Raw genomic sequence first — 15490 nt, forward strand, 5'->3', positions numbered from 1 at the left:
GTATATTATATAACAATGTTAGTTATAGATGCAAAGCCAAAAGATAAGCAAAAGATAAGATAGAACAAAAATGGTTAAACAAATAGTATTTGTTTATTTAATATAATCTATTAGTTTTTCATTAAATCAAAGTAGTTGTTTTATGATACTTTATAAAACTCTTATTTAACACTCAGGTGGTGCTGTTATTGCGTAAAAAATTATTGGCGAGAAACACCTTTTCTTCCCTTTTATATCAAATAACCGCAATCATTTGCGGTTTTATTGTCCCGAGACTATTATTATCACATTTTGGATCAGAAATTAATGGCTTGACACAATCTATAGCGCAATTCCTACACGTTATTGCATTTTTGGAAATGGGAGTTGGTGCGGTAATTGAGTCTTCTCTTTATAAACCACTTGCCGAAAAAAATAACATTGAAATCAGCAAAGTTATGGCATCGGCTAACAAGTTTTTCAGAAGTCTTGCGTTTATATTGGCTGTTTATGTAGTGTTACTTATTTTTGTTTATCCACAAATATCAAATCAGAATTTTGATTTTGTATTTACGGCAACGTTGATTCTTGCAATATGTATCAGCTCCTTTGCACAATATTATTTTGGTATTGTTAACTCCTTGTTGCTTGCAGCAGATCAGCATGGGTATGTGAATTATTTGCTTCAGACGGGGACGATTATTCTTAATACAATTGCTTGTGTTACACTAATCCACATGGATGCATCTATCCAAATGGTGAAATTTGCTACTTCGGTTATTTTTTTGTTACGGCCGATAATTCTTAAACTTTATGTTAGCCGAAATTATAATATTAATTGGGATATAGAATATCAGGGAGAACCAATTAGGCAAAAATGGAATGGCGTAGCCCAGCATTTTGCGGCAATCGTATTGGACAGTACTGGGTATATTGTACTTACAGTGTTTTCTTCATTAACAAATGTATCCATTTATTCCATGTATATGCTGGTTGTTAATGGCGCAAAGCAGATGTTTATGTCGATGACCGTTGGGATACAGGCAATATTCGGTGAACTTTGGGCTCGTAATGAAAAGGAAAAGCTAATATATTTTTTCTCGTTGGTTGAATGGGCATTACATAGTTTTGTTACGATTACATTTGGTAGTTTGCTTTTTGTGATTTTACCATTTATAAGTGTTTATACCAAAGGTGTAGTTGACGCAAATTATCAACAGCCGTTATTTGCGTTTTTTCTTGTGATGGCTTTTGCATCACGCTGTATCAGGCTTCCCTATAATATGATGATATTGGCGGTAGGGCATTTTAAAGAAACACAGTCAAATTATGTTGTGGCAGCACTATTGAATATTACAGTTTCAATAATAACGGTTAAATTGTGGGGGCTTGTTGGTGTAGCGATGGGTTCCTTCGTTGCGTTGCTATATCAAATTATATGGATGATCAATTATAACTCGAAAAATATTATACACTGGCCAATTAAAAACACGGCAAAACAAATTGCTGTTGATTTATGTATCGTTGGTATTTCATATTTTGTGACTAGTTGGATATCCTTGAAAGAATTAAATTATTTTGACTGGTTCATTATGGCTTTTGAAATATTCGTTATTGTTGTGATGATCTGGATAGGGGTTAACTGTCTTTTTTACAAAGATAATTTGTTTTTAGTTAAGCATCATCTTTTTAGCAGAAGAAAAAAGATTTAAGGTTTTATAATTTGAAATTTTTAAATTTCAACAAAATGCTTGTTATGGTGTTAGTGTGGGCAGTTTTTAACTCTGTTGTAAAAACTGCATAGCATATCCAGTTGATAAGTGCTTTAGAAGCTGTGGCAATACACTCCTAAAAGAGTTGTATGACAGGGTAAAATTCATCCAAGGTCTACAGCATCTGAATGTAATATATCTCACAAGTTATTAGATTTTTAAGAAAGGAAAAGTATGATATTAGCTTCTGAATATGTCATACAAGTTGTATCGTGAGTACAAGAAACATTGTAAGCAAAGGTGTACGTTATTTAACAGACAAAGGATATCGTTTTGCAGTAAATTGTTCGCTTTTTGACATGTATCAAGATATGCCTGATGACGAATATTTAAAACGATTATTTCGTTACAGAATGGGCTATGATTTGAATTTGGACAATCCCAAAACTTTTAACGAAAAGTTGCAATGGCTAAAACTATATGACCGCAAGCCGGAATATACAACAATGGTCGATAAATATGAAGTAAAAGCCTATGTTGCGGAACGCATCGGGATACAATATATTATTCCGACTCTTGGTGTTTGGAACCATTTTGATGAAATTGATTTTGATAAATTACCGGATCAGTTTGTGTTAAAGTGTACGCATGATTCGGGAGGAATTGTAATATGTCATGATAAAGAAAAGTTAGACATACAAAAGGCTAAGAATATAATAGAACAATCTCTAAAACGAAATTTTTATTCTTATGGACGTGAATGGCCATATAAAAATGTGAAACCCCGTATTTTGGCAGAAAAATATATGCAAGATAAAAATGTTTGCGTGTTAAGAGGCGATCTTACTGATTACAAATTATATTGTTTTGAGGGTGAGCCGAAGTTTTGCCAAGTAATACAAGATAGGTCTACAAATGAGACTATAGATTTTTATGATATGAACTGGAAGAAAGAACAGTTTACAGGTCTACATTTTCCTGGTAAACCGTTTCCACATAGTAACAGAGTTATAAACAAGCCTGTCAGTTTTGATGACATGAAGAACAAAGCTAAAATTTTGTCAAAGGATATGCTTTTTGTCCGCATTGATTTTTATGATATTAGCGGACGTATGTATTTTGGTGAAATAACATTTTATCCTGCAAGCGGTTTTGGTGTTTTTGAACCTGATCAATGGAATTATAAGTTAGGTGAAATGATAAACTTGCAAAAACTATCGTAATAAATTTTCTTTATAGCGCAACTGAGAAAGAAAACGTTGCTTTACGACAGATGATTGAAGCAATGATTGTGTCAATAGCAATAAAGAAAGAGGTTTTAATAATGAATATCAAACATTCAATTTCCAAAATATTACCTGATAGCGTATATTTGAAAATTAAGTTTAAAAGGATTATGGGACGTCCATTAAATTTAAAGAACCCAAAGTTTTTTAATGATAAATTGCAATGGCTTAAATTACATGATCATAACCCGGTTTATATTAGTCTTGTAGATAAATTTGAAGTAAAAAAAATTATTGCTGACATGCTTGGCAATGAATATATAATCCCCACGTTAGGTGTGTGGAATTCTTTTGATGAAATTGATTTTAATCAACTGCCAGATCGGTTTGTACTAAAATGTACACATGATTCAGGAGGAGTTGTTATTTGCAAGAATAAAAATAAATTTGATTTTACAAAAGCCGGAGAAAAGATTAATGAACATTTGAAACATAATTATTATTGGACTGGCCGGGAATGGCCATATAAGCATATACCACACAAAATTATTGCAGAACAATATATGGAAGATGAAAAAACGGGAAGTTTGGATGATTATAAGCTGTTTTGTTTTGATGGTGTTGTTGATAATATAATGGTTGTTAGAGGACGGGCTAATGGGAAACCAAAATATTATCATTTTGACAAAGATTGGAATTTGTGCCGTTTTAATCGGTTAACAAGAGCATTGCCTTTAGATTTTTGTGAGGAAAAACCACCATTTATTGACCGGATGATTGAAATAGCAGAAATTATCAGCAAAGGATTCCCGCATGTACGTATTGATTTATATGAAGCAAACGGCTGTATTTATTTTGGAGAATTTACATTATATAATCAAAGTGGCTGGGAAACGGGATTTGATGAGTATTCTGATAGTTATCTTGGCAGTTTGATTCATCTGCCAGGTGAAAGAGAATGAAGGCTTGAAAATGAAACAATACAAGAGTAACGATAATCAAATTGTTTTAAATGTTAATATTGGATTAATGATGACAGGGAAGCTTCTTGAAGGTCGTACTGTTCTTATTACCGGAGCCTCAGGTGGAATTGGGGCCTGTATTGCAAAGCAGTGTGTTGAACAGAACGCGAATGTAATTTTGATTGGGCGAAATCAGAAAAGATTAGAAGACTTGTGTAAAGAGATTGGGAATAAAGCGAGTCAAATTTGTGTTGATTTACAAAAAGTTTCTGATTTTGATGCTTTGATTCAGGAGGCGTATAGCTATTATGGAAATATTGATTGCTTAGTCAATAATGCTGGCGTTAGTTTTCATGAAGGCGACTTTATGAATGTAACAAAAGCTAGCTGGGATACACAATTTGATATTAATTTGAAGGTGCCGTTTTTTTTGACACAGAGCTGGTTGCGTTATTACAGGGTGAATAATCTGAAAAATGGTCGTGTCGTTTTGATGGCATCTGATACAAGCGGCATGGGGAGTACGATCCCATATGGACTGACAAAAGCTGGAATTGCAAGCTTTACATATGGGTTAGCAAAAAAGTTAATTGTCGAAGGAATTCGGGTGAATGCTCTCGCTCCTGGTACTACCTTGACGCCTATGACCCAGGACTTTACGCATGGGGAATTATGTCGGGCGTCTACTCAGGGAAAACGCACGTTATTTCCGGAAGAGATTGCGCAGCTTTGCATTTTCTTACTTTCAGATTTATCAGCTTGTGTATCTGGTAATATATTTGGTTGTTCTGAAGCCAATATTTGCTTTAATAATATTGAAAGAGAAATGGAGACAAACCCATGATTATTAATAAAGGAGGGATATGAAGGACTTAATAGGCTTTTAGATAAAGAATACTAATCGTATTTTTGAAGGAGGTACAGTAGTGGAGACTATGGGTTACATATCGCTTATTCCGGTAATTATTGCTATTGTATTAGCTTTGTGGAGTAAGAATACAGTTTTCTCGCTGTCTATTGCTTGCATTATTGGTTGTTTTTTGGCAGGTAAAGGTATTTGGGGTTTTACAAATGTACTTCAGTCCGCCCTTGGCAATGAAGATTTTATTTGGGCAGCATTAAATATACTGCTTTTTGGTGTTCTTTGTACTTATTATGAAAAGAGTGGTGCAATTGACGGGTTTACAAGAATTGTCAATCAAAAAGAGCTTAAACGCAGAGGCGTTCAGATTTTGGCATGGGTGTTAGGTCTTTTCTGTTTTGCTGATTCGATGTCACCGCTTTTTGTTGGAACTGTGATGCGTAAGCTTTCTGATAAAGCTAATATTTCAAGGGAAAAACTGGCCTATATTGCAGATTCAACTGCGGCACCGGTATCAATTGTTTATCCTTTTACCGGGTGGTCATCATATCTTACCGGCTTGGCAGTCGGTATTGGGTGCTTAGCTACTAAAGAAGAAGCATATGCTTTTATGCTAAAAGCAATTCCGTTTAATTTCTATGCGCTCTTGAGTTTATTGATGGTTTTTCTTATTGGTGCAGGTATTGTTAAAGATTATGGTCCAATGAAGCAAGCAGAGCAACGTGCTATGGTAGAACACAAACTTATTCGTGACGGTGCAACACCTATGTCTTCTTCCGGAGGGAAAAAATCGGAATCATTGAAAGAGCGTATCCTCTTGAATTTTATTATTCCAACAATACTTTTAGTGGTAATTTCTATTGGTTCCTTTTTTATTCTTGGTGGTGTTAAAGTATTGGAAGCGGTTACAATTGTAGTAATACTTCTATCAATATCGTTTTTCATTCAGGGAATGCCTCTAAAGGAACTAGGAGACACTTTTAATGACGGAATCAAGGGAGCCATGCCTGCTGTACTTGTTCTTGCAGTGGCGTATCCACTAAACGCAATTACAAAGGAAATGGGTGCAGCTAAGGTCATTACAAGTTTTATTTCATCTTCAATGACGCCGGCTCTCCTGCCAGTTTTTGTATTCATTATTTGCGCAATACTTTCCTTTGCAACAGGTACATCATGGGGAACTTTTGCAATTGCAATGCCATTAGCGCTACCGATAGCGTTTAATGCAACTGGTGGACAGGCAACCTTATTAACTACGCTTTGCTTTGCTGCTGTTGCAGGGGGAGGTCTGTTTGGTGATCATTGTTCGCCTGTTAGTGATACAACCATCATGTCTTCTATGGGCGCTGGTTCGGATCACATTGATCATGTTAGAACTCAATTGCCTTATGCTGTTACAGTTGCAGTGATTTCTGCAATGTTGTATTTAGTTTTTGGGTTTGCTGCGGTGTAATTTTAAAAATATTCTTATGTTGAGTTAACACCTGAAATATCACAGTGGTTAAGAAGAAAAAGCTTTATTAAAAATGAATAAATAGTTTCGTATTACTGACAATGAGTAGTTGAAGTAGGGAAAAATAGGGTTATCTTATACCTTATAGTATTTTTTGTACCACTCTGCAAATTTGCGTAATCCTTCCCGAATGTTGATGGCTGGTCTAAATCCGTAATCTTCTTCTAACGCTTTGCTGTCTGCATAAGTAATTGGTACATCGCCAGGTTGCATGCCCACTAATTCGCGATGGCCTTCAAAGTCATAATCGACAGGAAGTACTTTTGCTCGAACCAATTCTTCTTGCAGGGTGCTTATGTAGTCCAATAAATTTTCCGGAGTGCCACCTCCGATGTTATATACGGCATAGGGAGGCACCGGAAGGCCGTCTTCACCGTTACATTTTTCCGGTGCACCTTGCATTACCCGCAGCACGCCTTCTACAATGTCGTTTATATAGGTGAAATCGCGTTTACAGTTTCCGTAGTTGAATATTTGGATGGTTTTGCCTGCCGCTAGCTTTTGGGTGGCGGAAAAGTAGAACATATCCGGTCGACCGGCGGGTCCGTAGACGGTGAAAAAACGCAAGCCCGTCGAGGGAATATTATACAGTTTAGAATAACAATGAGCTAACAACTCATTGCTTTTTTTTGTGGCTGCGTAAAGGGAAACTGGGTTGTCCACTTTGTCATCAATGCTGAAAGGGACTTTTTTGTTGCCACCGTACACGGAGCTGGAAGAAGCATACACAAGATGCTCCACCCCTGTATTTCCGTTGTTGTAACTGTGACGGCAGGCTTCCAGTATATTGTAGAAGCCGATTATGTTGCTTTCAATGTACGCATCTGGGTGGTCAATGGAATATCGTACCCCGGCCTGGGCGGCTAGATTTACCACGATAGCAGGTTTATATTTGGCGAAGACTTCGTCCAGTAATGACTTGTCTGCCAGGTTTCCTTTGATGAAGATGTGTTTTACAGGTGATTTGGCAGCAGCTTCCTCAATCAGGCCTAACCGGTATTCCTTTAACTTGGGATCATAATAGTTGTTCATGCTGTCGAAGCTGATGATGGTGCCCACACTCATTTCCTTTAAGAGACGTAGCACTAAGTTGGCTCCGATGAAGCCGGGTGAACCGGTTACCAGAATTGTTTTATTGTTAAGATCGACGTGAACTTTGTTTTTCATTTTAATTAATCCCTTCTGAACAGATCGCGGGTATAGACTTTATCTTGTACATCATCTAACACCGCATCATATCGATTGGCTATAATGCAACCGCATTGTTTTTTAAATATTTCAAGATTGTTTACCACTTTGCTGCCGAAGAAAGTGGTACCGTCTTCTAATGTGGGTTCGTAGATAATGACAGTAGCCCCTTTGGCTTTTATGCGTTTCATGACGCCCTGAATGGAAGACTGGCGGAAATTGTCGCTGTTGGCTTTCATGGTGAGTCGGTACACGCCTACCACGATATCTTTTTGCCGGCATTCTTTTTCAGTAGAATAGGATTCATTTTCGCCATAGGCGCCGGCTATTTCAAGCACCTTGTCTGCAATATAATCTTTTCGCGTTCGGTTACTTTCCACAATGGCTTTAATTAGGTTCTCCGGAACATCCCGATAATTGGCCAGCAGTTGTTTGGTGTCTTTTGGCAGACAGTAACCGCCGTAGCCGAAAGAGGGATTGTTGTAGTAATCGCCTACTCGGGGATCCAGTGAGATACCTTTGATAATAGCTGCCGTGTCAAGACCTTTCATTTCTGCATAGGTGTCCAATTCATTGAAATAAGAGACACGCAGTGCCAGATAGGTATTCACAAACAGCTTGGTGGCTTCCGCTTCGGTCAGCCCCATAAACAGCACATCCACCGGGTTCTTGATGGCGCCTTGCTGCAACAGGGAAGCAAAGTTACGGGCTGCGTCTTTGGTAGTCTCTTCACTGCCTACGATGATGCGGCTAGGGTACAGGTTGTCGTACAATGCTTTGGATTCACGCAGAAATTCCGGACTGAAGAGGATGTTGTTCATCTGTAACTTCTCTCTGATGTGTTTGGTGTAGCCTACGGGAATTGTAGACTTAATAACCACAAAAGGTTTATTTGATCTATCTTTTGTACTTTCCTTCACTAGCTTCAATACTGATTCTACTGCGGAACAATCAAAGAAGTTTTGCTTTGCATCGTAATTGGTGGGAGCTGAAACAATGATAAAGTCTGCCTCTTTATAAGCTGCAGCGCCATCCAGTGTAGCTTTCAGATTTAAGGTACGCTTCCCGGTTTTTGCTTCAGCCAGGTATTTTTCGATATAATCATCCTGAATGGGGGAAATATGGTTATTCAGCTTTTCTACTTTTTCCGGCAGAATATCTACCGCTGTCACTTCGTTATGCTGGGCAAGCAGTACTGCCAGTGACAGACCTACATAACCGGTGCCGGCTACTGCAATTTTGTAACTGCGATTGGGGGTTGGAATAGCCGTTTCATTTTCTGCATCCAATGCTGCCAGTTTAGATGTGAGTTCGTTCGGCTCGATGAACATCGTTGCTGGTTCAAACTGCAGTACATCGCCCAGCGCTTGCAACTGGTCAATGGAAGGCGTGTATTCCTGTGATTCCAGTTTGCTCAGCATGGAACGGTTAATGCCGGTCTTTTCGGCTAATTGCGCTTGCGTAATCATGAGCGCTTTGCGTTTGGAAATGACAGTAATTGCAAGGAGAGATAAAGAAAAAATTTTCATTGTGGGAACCTCCAAAATAGCTTTTAATGTTATTATAAACGACAATAAGTGCCGTTTGAAAATTATAATAATGAAGCTGGAAATGAATTATATTATAGCATATTAACAAGATTAATTCAATATCAAGAAAGTCTATTCAATTTGATATAACCAAGACATTTTTTAAAGAGGTAATCATTAGAACAAAGAATATTGTTTTTTATTATAACAAAGTTATATAGTTTGGATGCTGTCAAAGTTGTTTCTTTAATTCCCTGTTTTATGATATAATAAGATATTAAATATTTTTGTAGTATTTCAAATAAGAAATTCAAGAGCATGATTATTATTATTTTATTCAGGAGGAACCATGAAAAACATTGCTTTGATTATCGCTGGCGGTTCTGGTAATCGTATGCACCAGGACATACCTAAGCAGTTTTTAACGGTTAACGAACGTCCGGTTATTGTGTACACGCTAGAAGCGTTTGAAAAGCATCCGGAGATTGATGCCATCGCTGTGGTATGTATTGAAGGATGGGAGCAGGTGCTGTGGGCCTACGCTAAACAGTTTAATATTACAAAGTTACAATACATAGTACCTGGCGGCAAAAATGGGCAGGACTCTATCCGTAACGGTGTCTATGAATTGGAAAAGCATTTTGCATCGGAGGATATTGTTTTGATTCATGACGCCATTCGTCCCATGGTGTCTGCGGAAATTATTTCCGATAACATCAGGGTGGCGCGGGAATATGGTAATGCCATTACGGTCATTCCCTGTGCAGAAGCCATGATGCAGACGGAAGATGGTGTGGTTTCCTGTGGCAGTTATCCACGGGATCGCCTGAAACGAACCCAGACTCCCCAGGCATTCCATATCGGCGACATCTGTGATTTGCACAGAAGGGCGTTGGAGAAGGGGATCACTAATTCAGTGGCGTCCTGTACGCTGATGATTGAAATGGGAGAACAGGTATATTTTTCTGCTGGTTCGGAAAAGAATATCAAACTGACTACAGTGGAAGATATTGATATTTTTAAAGCACTGCTTGCGGCAAAACGTTCGGACTGGTTAAAGGCGTAAGAATGAGTAAGTAAGCAACAGAGAGGATCGTTAGTAAAAAGGCGAACATGATGAATATTTATACTAGTAAGCTTTGGCTTGCTGATTTGGATAAAACAGTAGCTGTTCTTCCGGAACTGTCAGAACTGGCCGGTAAAAGCGTGATGGTAACCGGGTGTACAGGTCTTATTTGTTCTGCAGTGGCGGATGTACTGATTCGCTGGAATGAGACTCATGCTGACAAAATAATAATTCTAGCGGCAGGGCGAAGTGAGGAAAAGGTTGCAGAGCGGTTTGCACCCTATGTTGCGAAGGAATGGTTTGTATTTGCGCCCTATGATGCTTCGGCAGCAGATAACCATTTTTCAGAACGTTGTGATTATATTATTCACGGCGCCAGCAATGCTGCACCGGGCAAAATAATGAAAGAACCGGTAGAAACCATGCTGGATAATGTGCTTGGGGTAAAGTGTCTGCTGGATTATGCAAAAGAGAGTAAGGCAAAGCGAGTTCTGTTTGTTTCCAGTTCGGAGGTATATGGCAAGAAAGAAAGTGTCACTCCGTTCCGGTTAGGGGAATACGGATATATTGATCTGTTAAATTCCCGTAATTCTTATTCCGTTGGAAAGCGTGCAGCGGAAACCCTGTGTGTTTCCTATGCGGATGAGTATGGAGTGGAGTCAGTGATAGTGCGCCCCGGGCATATTTATGGCCCCACCGCGACTCGAAGTGATAACCGGGTTTCTTCTGCCTGGGCTTACGATGTAGCGGAAGGCAAGGATATTGTGATGAAAAGCGACGGGGCGCAGATACGGAGCTACTGTTATTGCTTAGACTGCGCTTCTGCGATTATGAAAGTATTGCTGAGAGGCGAGAATTGCCATGCCTATAACATTTCCAATCCGGATTCGGTGATCAATATCAGGCAGATGGCAGAATTGTTGGCGAAATCTGCTGGCGTACAACTGAAAATGGAATTACCCACGGAAGAAGAGAAGAAGGGATTTAACCCGATGAGCAATTCTTCGCTGGATAGCACGGAACTGCTGGCACTTGGTTGGCGTGGTCTGTTTGATGCAGAGACTGGTTTTGAACATACGGTGCAGATTTTGAAAGAGATAAAAAGTAATTGATATTTACCCCGCTCACGAAGTGAGGCAGGAGCACGGAAGATGCGCCTGTGTGCTTGCACCGGGGTTGTTTGTTTAAGAATAAGATAATTTATTATTAAGGAAGGATAGAAAGATGCTGGAAGAATTGAAGGAGCAGGTTTGTGAAGCCAATTTGGAATTAAACCGACGCGGTATTGTTATTTACACTTTTGGGAATGTCAGCGGGCTTGATAGGAAAACCGGCCTCGTAGTAATTAAGCCTTCCGGGATTGCGTATGATATCATGAAACCGGAAGACATGGTAGTTGTAGATTTGGAAACCGGAAACACTGTGGAAGGGAAGTGGAAACCTTCTTCTGATACAAAAACTCATTTGGAAATTTACCGGGCTTTTCCGGAAGCTGGGGGGATAACTCATACTCACTCCATTAATGCAGTAGCTTTTGCCCAGGCGGGTTTAGACATTCCGGCATTGGGAACGACTCACGCCGATTATTTCTATGGAGCCATTCCCTGTACACGGGAGCTGACAAAAGAAGAAGTAGAAACTGCCTATGAGTTGAACACTGGCAAGGTAATTGTGGAATGTATAAAAGAACGTGGCATTGATCCTATGGCAGTGCCGGGAATTGTAGTAAAAAACCACGGACCTTTCAGTTGGGGCAAAGATGCGGATGCAGCCGTTTATCACGCAGTGGTTATGGAAGCCGTGGCAGAAATGGCATTGAAAACATTGTTGTTAAACCCGGATGCTTCTATGCAACAGTATGTGTTGGACAAACACTATATGCGAAAGCATGGACCGAATGCGTATTATGGACAGAAATAATTTAAGGTATCTGGTGGTGTTTTGCTATTATGAGGGGAAAGAAAAGAATTCTATATGTGATGCATTTAGACTGGAGTTGGATTAAGCAAAGGCCGCAATTTATAGAAGAAAAGCTTGAGAATAAATTTGACGTGCATGTTACATGTATAAGAAATTACAGAATTAGAAATTATAATAATAAAAACAATATGAGCGTATTTTACAGAGTCCCGTTTATTTCACGCTATCCTCAGTTATGGAAAATCAATCAATTCAGGTTAAAGAAATTTCTTTATAAACATATTAAGAAATTTAATCCGGAAATTATATATGTATCATCACCTGATTTTATTGAAGGAATTCCACTATCGTACAAAGGGAAAATTGTATATGATTGTATGGATGATATGATTGCGTTTGCTCCTATGCATAGAAAAGAAAATATATTACAGCTTGAGAAAAAGCTGGTTGAAAGGGCAAATACAGTCATTGTTTCAAGTGATTGGCTAAAATCGGTTTTGAGCAAACGTAATCCGGGCTTTGCATCAAAATTGCACATCATTAAAAATGGTTTTGATGGAAATATTGTGCAGGAAGAGCAACACCTACATAATCAGTTATATACATTTTGCTATTTTGGGACGATAAGTCATTGGTTTAATTTTGATATCCTTGTTAAAAGTTTAGCGGATTTTCCCGATATTCAGTATTTATTGGTTGGTCCGGTAAGTCCGGGAACAACCATTCCAAAACATGACAGAATCGTTCATGTTCCGGCAGTTGAACATGGCGAGTTGTATGAAAAAACTAAACATGCAGATGCATTTATCATGCCCTTTAGAATAAACGATATCGTGTTGGCGGTAGATCCTGTAAAACTGTATGAATATATCAACTTTAATAAAAATATCCTTTGTGTTGAATATCCGGAAGTTGAGCGTTTTAAACCGTTTGTATTCTTTTATCATGACTACGAATCGTTTTGTATTCAAGTCAGGGAGATGAAAAAACTAACGAAAACGAAATATAGTAATGAAGAGCGATTAAAATTTCTGTCACCAAACACCTGGGAAGAACGAGCACAGGATATTGTTTCTTTACTGGAAATAATGTAAGGACGGAGTGTTGTGATGATTTTTGGCTTATACGGTATTTATGGCTTATACAATTTTGGGTGCGAAGCCATTATCAGAGGAACATACAAATTTATCAGGGATTGTAAACCTGACGCTGAAATTATATATTTTTCGTATAACTACGATTATGACTCTAAAGCACTTGCAGATTTAGATATTAAAATAATAGAAATAGAGAAAACAAGGACTCTCATTAACCGGATATTAAATAAAGCATTATCTCTGATACAATGTGAAAAACGAATTCTGTTATTTACGTGGCAAGAACTAATAGATCAGGCAGACGTTATCGTTTCCATTGGAGGGGATATGTACACAATACCTGAAGCAAGAAGAAATCATGTCAGGTATCCGTATTATAATTCGTTAATTGATTTTTGTGATAGAGCTATCAGCCATGGAAAACAGGTCATTGTTTATGGCGCTTCAATGGGTCCATGGGGAACATATAGACAAGCGATTGATTACTATGTTACTCATATTTCAAAATACCGTTATATTATTTGCAGGGAATATGCCACTTTGGACTATTTAAAAAGCGTCGGAATAGAAAAAGCTATTTTTCAACCGGACCCTGCATTTCTTGTTCAAATGAGGAATAATTTTGATTCAAGCTCAGAGAAAAAATACATTGGTATCAATCTTAGCCCTCTTTCTCTCCGTGAATTATATGGAACCTGTTCAGATAACTTGATTGAGAGATTATCTGATATGGTTTACAAAATAGCAGAGAGATTTGATTCTGGTATTTTATTTATCCCACATGTGCTATCACATGACTTACATGATAATGATGAGTTTTTGTTAAGAAAAATCAGGAGTATGTTGCCGGAATGTTACCAACAAAAAATCTGTTTTGCAGATACAGGTGGGGGCTATTTAGGGATTAAAGAACAATTACGTGAATGTAAATTTGTGATTTCGGCCAGAATGCATTGTGCTGTAAATGCAGTTACGGAAGGAGTGCCGGCAATATTTCTTTCTTACAGTCAAAAAAGTCAGGGAATGGCTTTGTATGTATACGGGACAACTAAATGGGTTTTATCTTTAAAACAAATTGACGATAGCTTGATTCCTCTCATGGAAGATATGGATGTGAGTTGGCAGTGGATAAGCAGAGTACTGATAAAGAGGATGGCTGATATACGGGAAGAGTATTACAGGTTACAACGGGAACAAAAGTTGTTTAAACAGATATGAGTATAATCAAAAAGGATTGGCCTAATAAATGATTGTAATTTGTAGTTTGAAAGAATGTACCGGTTGTGAAGCTTGTGTGGCTGTTTGCCCGGTTAATTGCATTTCAATGAAAGAAAATAAAGACGGCTTTTATTATCCTGAAATTAATATCGATAAATGTATTGAATGTAAAAAGTGTGTTAAGACTTGCCCCAATAATACTACGATTAAGAGAGGAACACCGAAGTTTTATATGGGCTGGCATAAAAATACAGATATTTTACTTAATAGTTCTTCCGGAGGTGCTTTTACAGCTATTGCAATGCTAGTGTTGCAAGAAAAAGGTGTAGTTTATGGTGCTTTTTTTAATGAACGGAAACATTGTGTAGAGCATATAGGAATTGACTCTGTAGATTCCTTGGCAAAGTTGCGTTTGAGTAAATATTTTCAGAGTCGGATTTATGATTGCTATAAAAAAGCAGAAATAGATTTAAAAGGTGGGCGTTATGTTCTGTTTACCGGTACCGGTTGTCAGGTTGCCGGTTTGTATCAATATCTGAACAGAGAATATGACAGACTGTTGACTGTGGATGTGTTATGTCATGGGATAACAAGTAAAAAAGTTGTTGACGAGTTCATAAGATCTAAAAAGAAAAAATACAAAAAGGAAATTAGTACATTCAGATTTCGTATAAAGCCTCCGGATAGTAATTGGATGTCAGGAGGCGGAGTTAAGATGCGGCTGGATTTTTCAGATGGGACTCAAATTATAGAAGAGAAAGGTGCAGACACATTTATTGTGGGATTTAATGCAAATTTGTTTCTGCGGGAGTCCTGTTATTCTTGCAAGTATGTTGGAACAAAACGAATTTCGGACATAACACTTTCAGATTTTTGGGGTGTTGATTTAAAGCGGATTCCGGAAGCACAAAAACGGAATGGTGTATCCTTGATTATAGCTAATTCAGATAGAGGAAAAGGGACTGTTGCCAAACTTGTACAGGATATGATAATCATGCCTGTAGATTCTGAAAGCGCAACAAAGTCAAATCGGTCATTAAAAGAACCGTGTATTCCAAATGATAAAAGGGGGAGCTTTTTTGCCCAATTGGGTAAGAATGATTTTGATAGCCTGGTAAAAAGATATCTCTGGAAAACTTATTTAAAAATATATACTAGAAGAGCGGTTGGTGATACGGTTTATAATGCATTAAAGAAACTATCAAGAAGATAATAATA

The 15490-nt window shown here is 38.0% G+C and carries 13 protein-coding genes; 11 read left to right on the forward strand and 2 right to left on the reverse strand.

Features of this window, described 5'->3' with window-relative positions:
• Positions 1-179 precede the first annotated feature (179 nt).
• The 5 genes from QZV31_RS01885 (at position 180) to QZV31_RS01905 (ending at position 6194) form a co-directional block, all read left to right on the forward strand.
• The gene (locus tag QZV31_RS01885) at positions 180-1691 is read left to right on the forward strand and encodes a sugar isomerase (RefSeq protein ID WP_366508676.1); all 1512 of its coding nucleotides are present in this window, start codon (positions 180-182) and stop codon (positions 1689-1691) included.
• Positions 1692-1963: 272 nt separating this feature from the next.
• Positions 1964-2914, forward strand: coding sequence for an ATP-grasp fold amidoligase family protein (locus QZV31_RS01890; protein WP_295357321.1), 951 nt, complete (start codon positions 1964-1966; stop codon positions 2912-2914).
• Between the two features lie 101 nt (positions 2915-3015).
• Positions 3016-3879 carry an ATP-grasp fold amidoligase family protein gene (locus QZV31_RS01895; protein WP_295357324.1) on the forward strand — a complete coding sequence of 288 codons (864 nt, stop codon included), beginning with the start codon at positions 3016-3018 and terminating at the stop codon, positions 3877-3879.
• 10 nt (positions 3880-3889) lie between these two features.
• Positions 3890-4723 (forward strand): SDR family oxidoreductase, encoded by an 834-nt coding sequence (locus QZV31_RS01900; protein WP_295357327.1) that lies wholly within the window; start codon positions 3890-3892, stop codon positions 4721-4723.
• 91 nt (positions 4724-4814) lie between these two features.
• The gene (locus QZV31_RS01905) at positions 4815-6194 is read left to right on the forward strand and encodes a Na+/H+ antiporter NhaC family protein (protein ID WP_295357401.1); all 1380 of its coding nucleotides are present in this window, start codon (positions 4815-4817) and stop codon (positions 6192-6194) included.
• 135 nt (positions 6195-6329) lie between these two features.
• On the opposite strand, the gene QZV31_RS01910 is transcribed toward QZV31_RS01905, so the two are convergent.
• Both QZV31_RS01910 and QZV31_RS01915 read right to left on the reverse strand, forming a co-directional pair.
• Positions 6330-7421, reverse strand: a complete 1092-nt coding sequence (locus tag QZV31_RS01910; RefSeq protein ID WP_295357331.1) for an NAD-dependent epimerase/dehydratase family protein — start codon at positions 7419-7421, stop codon at positions 6330-6332.
• 5 nt (positions 7422-7426) lie between these two features.
• The gene (locus QZV31_RS01915; RefSeq protein ID WP_295357334.1) at positions 7427-8971 is read right to left on the reverse strand and encodes a nucleotide sugar dehydrogenase; all 1545 of its coding nucleotides are present in this window, start codon (positions 8969-8971) and stop codon (positions 7427-7429) included.
• A gap of 349 nt (positions 8972-9320) precedes the next feature.
• Here QZV31_RS01915 and QZV31_RS01920 point away from each other — a divergent pair, with 349 nt between their 5' ends.
• From QZV31_RS01920 to QZV31_RS01945, 6 genes are all read left to right on the forward strand, one after another.
• A complete protein-coding gene (locus QZV31_RS01920) occupies positions 9321-10037 on the forward strand; it encodes an IspD/TarI family cytidylyltransferase (RefSeq protein WP_295357337.1) in 717 nt (238 codons plus the stop codon).
• Between the two features lie 47 nt (positions 10038-10084).
• The gene (locus QZV31_RS01925) at positions 10085-11149 is read left to right on the forward strand and encodes an NAD-dependent epimerase/dehydratase family protein (protein ID WP_295357339.1); all 1065 of its coding nucleotides are present in this window, start codon (positions 10085-10087) and stop codon (positions 11147-11149) included.
• Between the two features lie 112 nt (positions 11150-11261).
• Entirely contained in the window at positions 11262-11957 is a 696-nt protein-coding gene (locus tag QZV31_RS01930; RefSeq protein ID WP_295357341.1) for an L-ribulose-5-phosphate 4-epimerase, read from the forward strand.
• Between the two features lie 56 nt (positions 11958-12013).
• Positions 12014-13051, forward strand: coding sequence for a hypothetical protein (locus tag QZV31_RS01935; protein WP_295357343.1), 1038 nt, complete (start codon positions 12014-12016; stop codon positions 13049-13051).
• 15 nt (positions 13052-13066) lie between these two features.
• A complete protein-coding gene (locus QZV31_RS01940) occupies positions 13067-14272 on the forward strand; it encodes a polysaccharide pyruvyl transferase family protein (RefSeq protein ID WP_295357404.1) in 1206 nt (401 codons plus the stop codon).
• Positions 14273-14300: 28 nt separating this feature from the next.
• A complete protein-coding gene (locus QZV31_RS01945) occupies positions 14301-15485 on the forward strand; it encodes a Coenzyme F420 hydrogenase/dehydrogenase, beta subunit C-terminal domain (protein WP_295357346.1) in 1185 nt (394 codons plus the stop codon).
• Positions 15486-15490 lie beyond the last annotated feature (5 nt).

The sequence above is a fragment of the uncultured Succiniclasticum sp. genome, assembly GCF_902793885.1.
Taxonomy (GTDB): Bacteria; Bacillota; Negativicutes; order Acidaminococcales; family Acidaminococcaceae; genus Succiniclasticum.

What these genes read in the sequence shown, in the direction of transcription:
- QZV31_RS01940 (WP_295357404.1), top strand. Translation starts at nt 13,067, where the DNA reads ATGATTTTTGGCTTATACGGTATTTATGGCTTATACAATTTTGGGTGC.
- QZV31_RS01895 (WP_295357324.1), top strand. Translation starts at nt 3,016, where the DNA reads ATGAATATCAAACATTCAATTTCCAAAATATTACCTGATAGCGTATAT.
- QZV31_RS01915 (WP_295357334.1), bottom strand. Translation starts at nt 8,971, where the DNA reads ATGAAAATTTTTTCTTTATCTCTCCTTGCAATTACTGTCATTTCCAAA.
- QZV31_RS01920 (WP_295357337.1), top strand. Translation starts at nt 9,321, where the DNA reads ATGAAAAACATTGCTTTGATTATCGCTGGCGGTTCTGGTAATCGTATG.
- QZV31_RS01905 (WP_295357401.1), top strand. Translation starts at nt 4,815, where the DNA reads ATGGGTTACATATCGCTTATTCCGGTAATTATTGCTATTGTATTAGCT.
- QZV31_RS01945 (WP_295357346.1), top strand. Translation starts at nt 14,301, where the DNA reads ATGATTGTAATTTGTAGTTTGAAAGAATGTACCGGTTGTGAAGCTTGT.
- QZV31_RS01910 (WP_295357331.1), bottom strand. Translation starts at nt 7,421, where the DNA reads ATGAAAAACAAAGTTCACGTCGATCTTAACAATAAAACAATTCTGGTA.
- QZV31_RS01930 (WP_295357341.1), top strand. Translation starts at nt 11,262, where the DNA reads ATGCTGGAAGAATTGAAGGAGCAGGTTTGTGAAGCCAATTTGGAATTA.
- QZV31_RS01925 (WP_295357339.1), top strand. Translation starts at nt 10,085, where the DNA reads ATGATGAATATTTATACTAGTAAGCTTTGGCTTGCTGATTTGGATAAA.
- QZV31_RS01900 (WP_295357327.1), top strand. Translation starts at nt 3,890, where the DNA reads ATGAAACAATACAAGAGTAACGATAATCAAATTGTTTTAAATGTTAAT.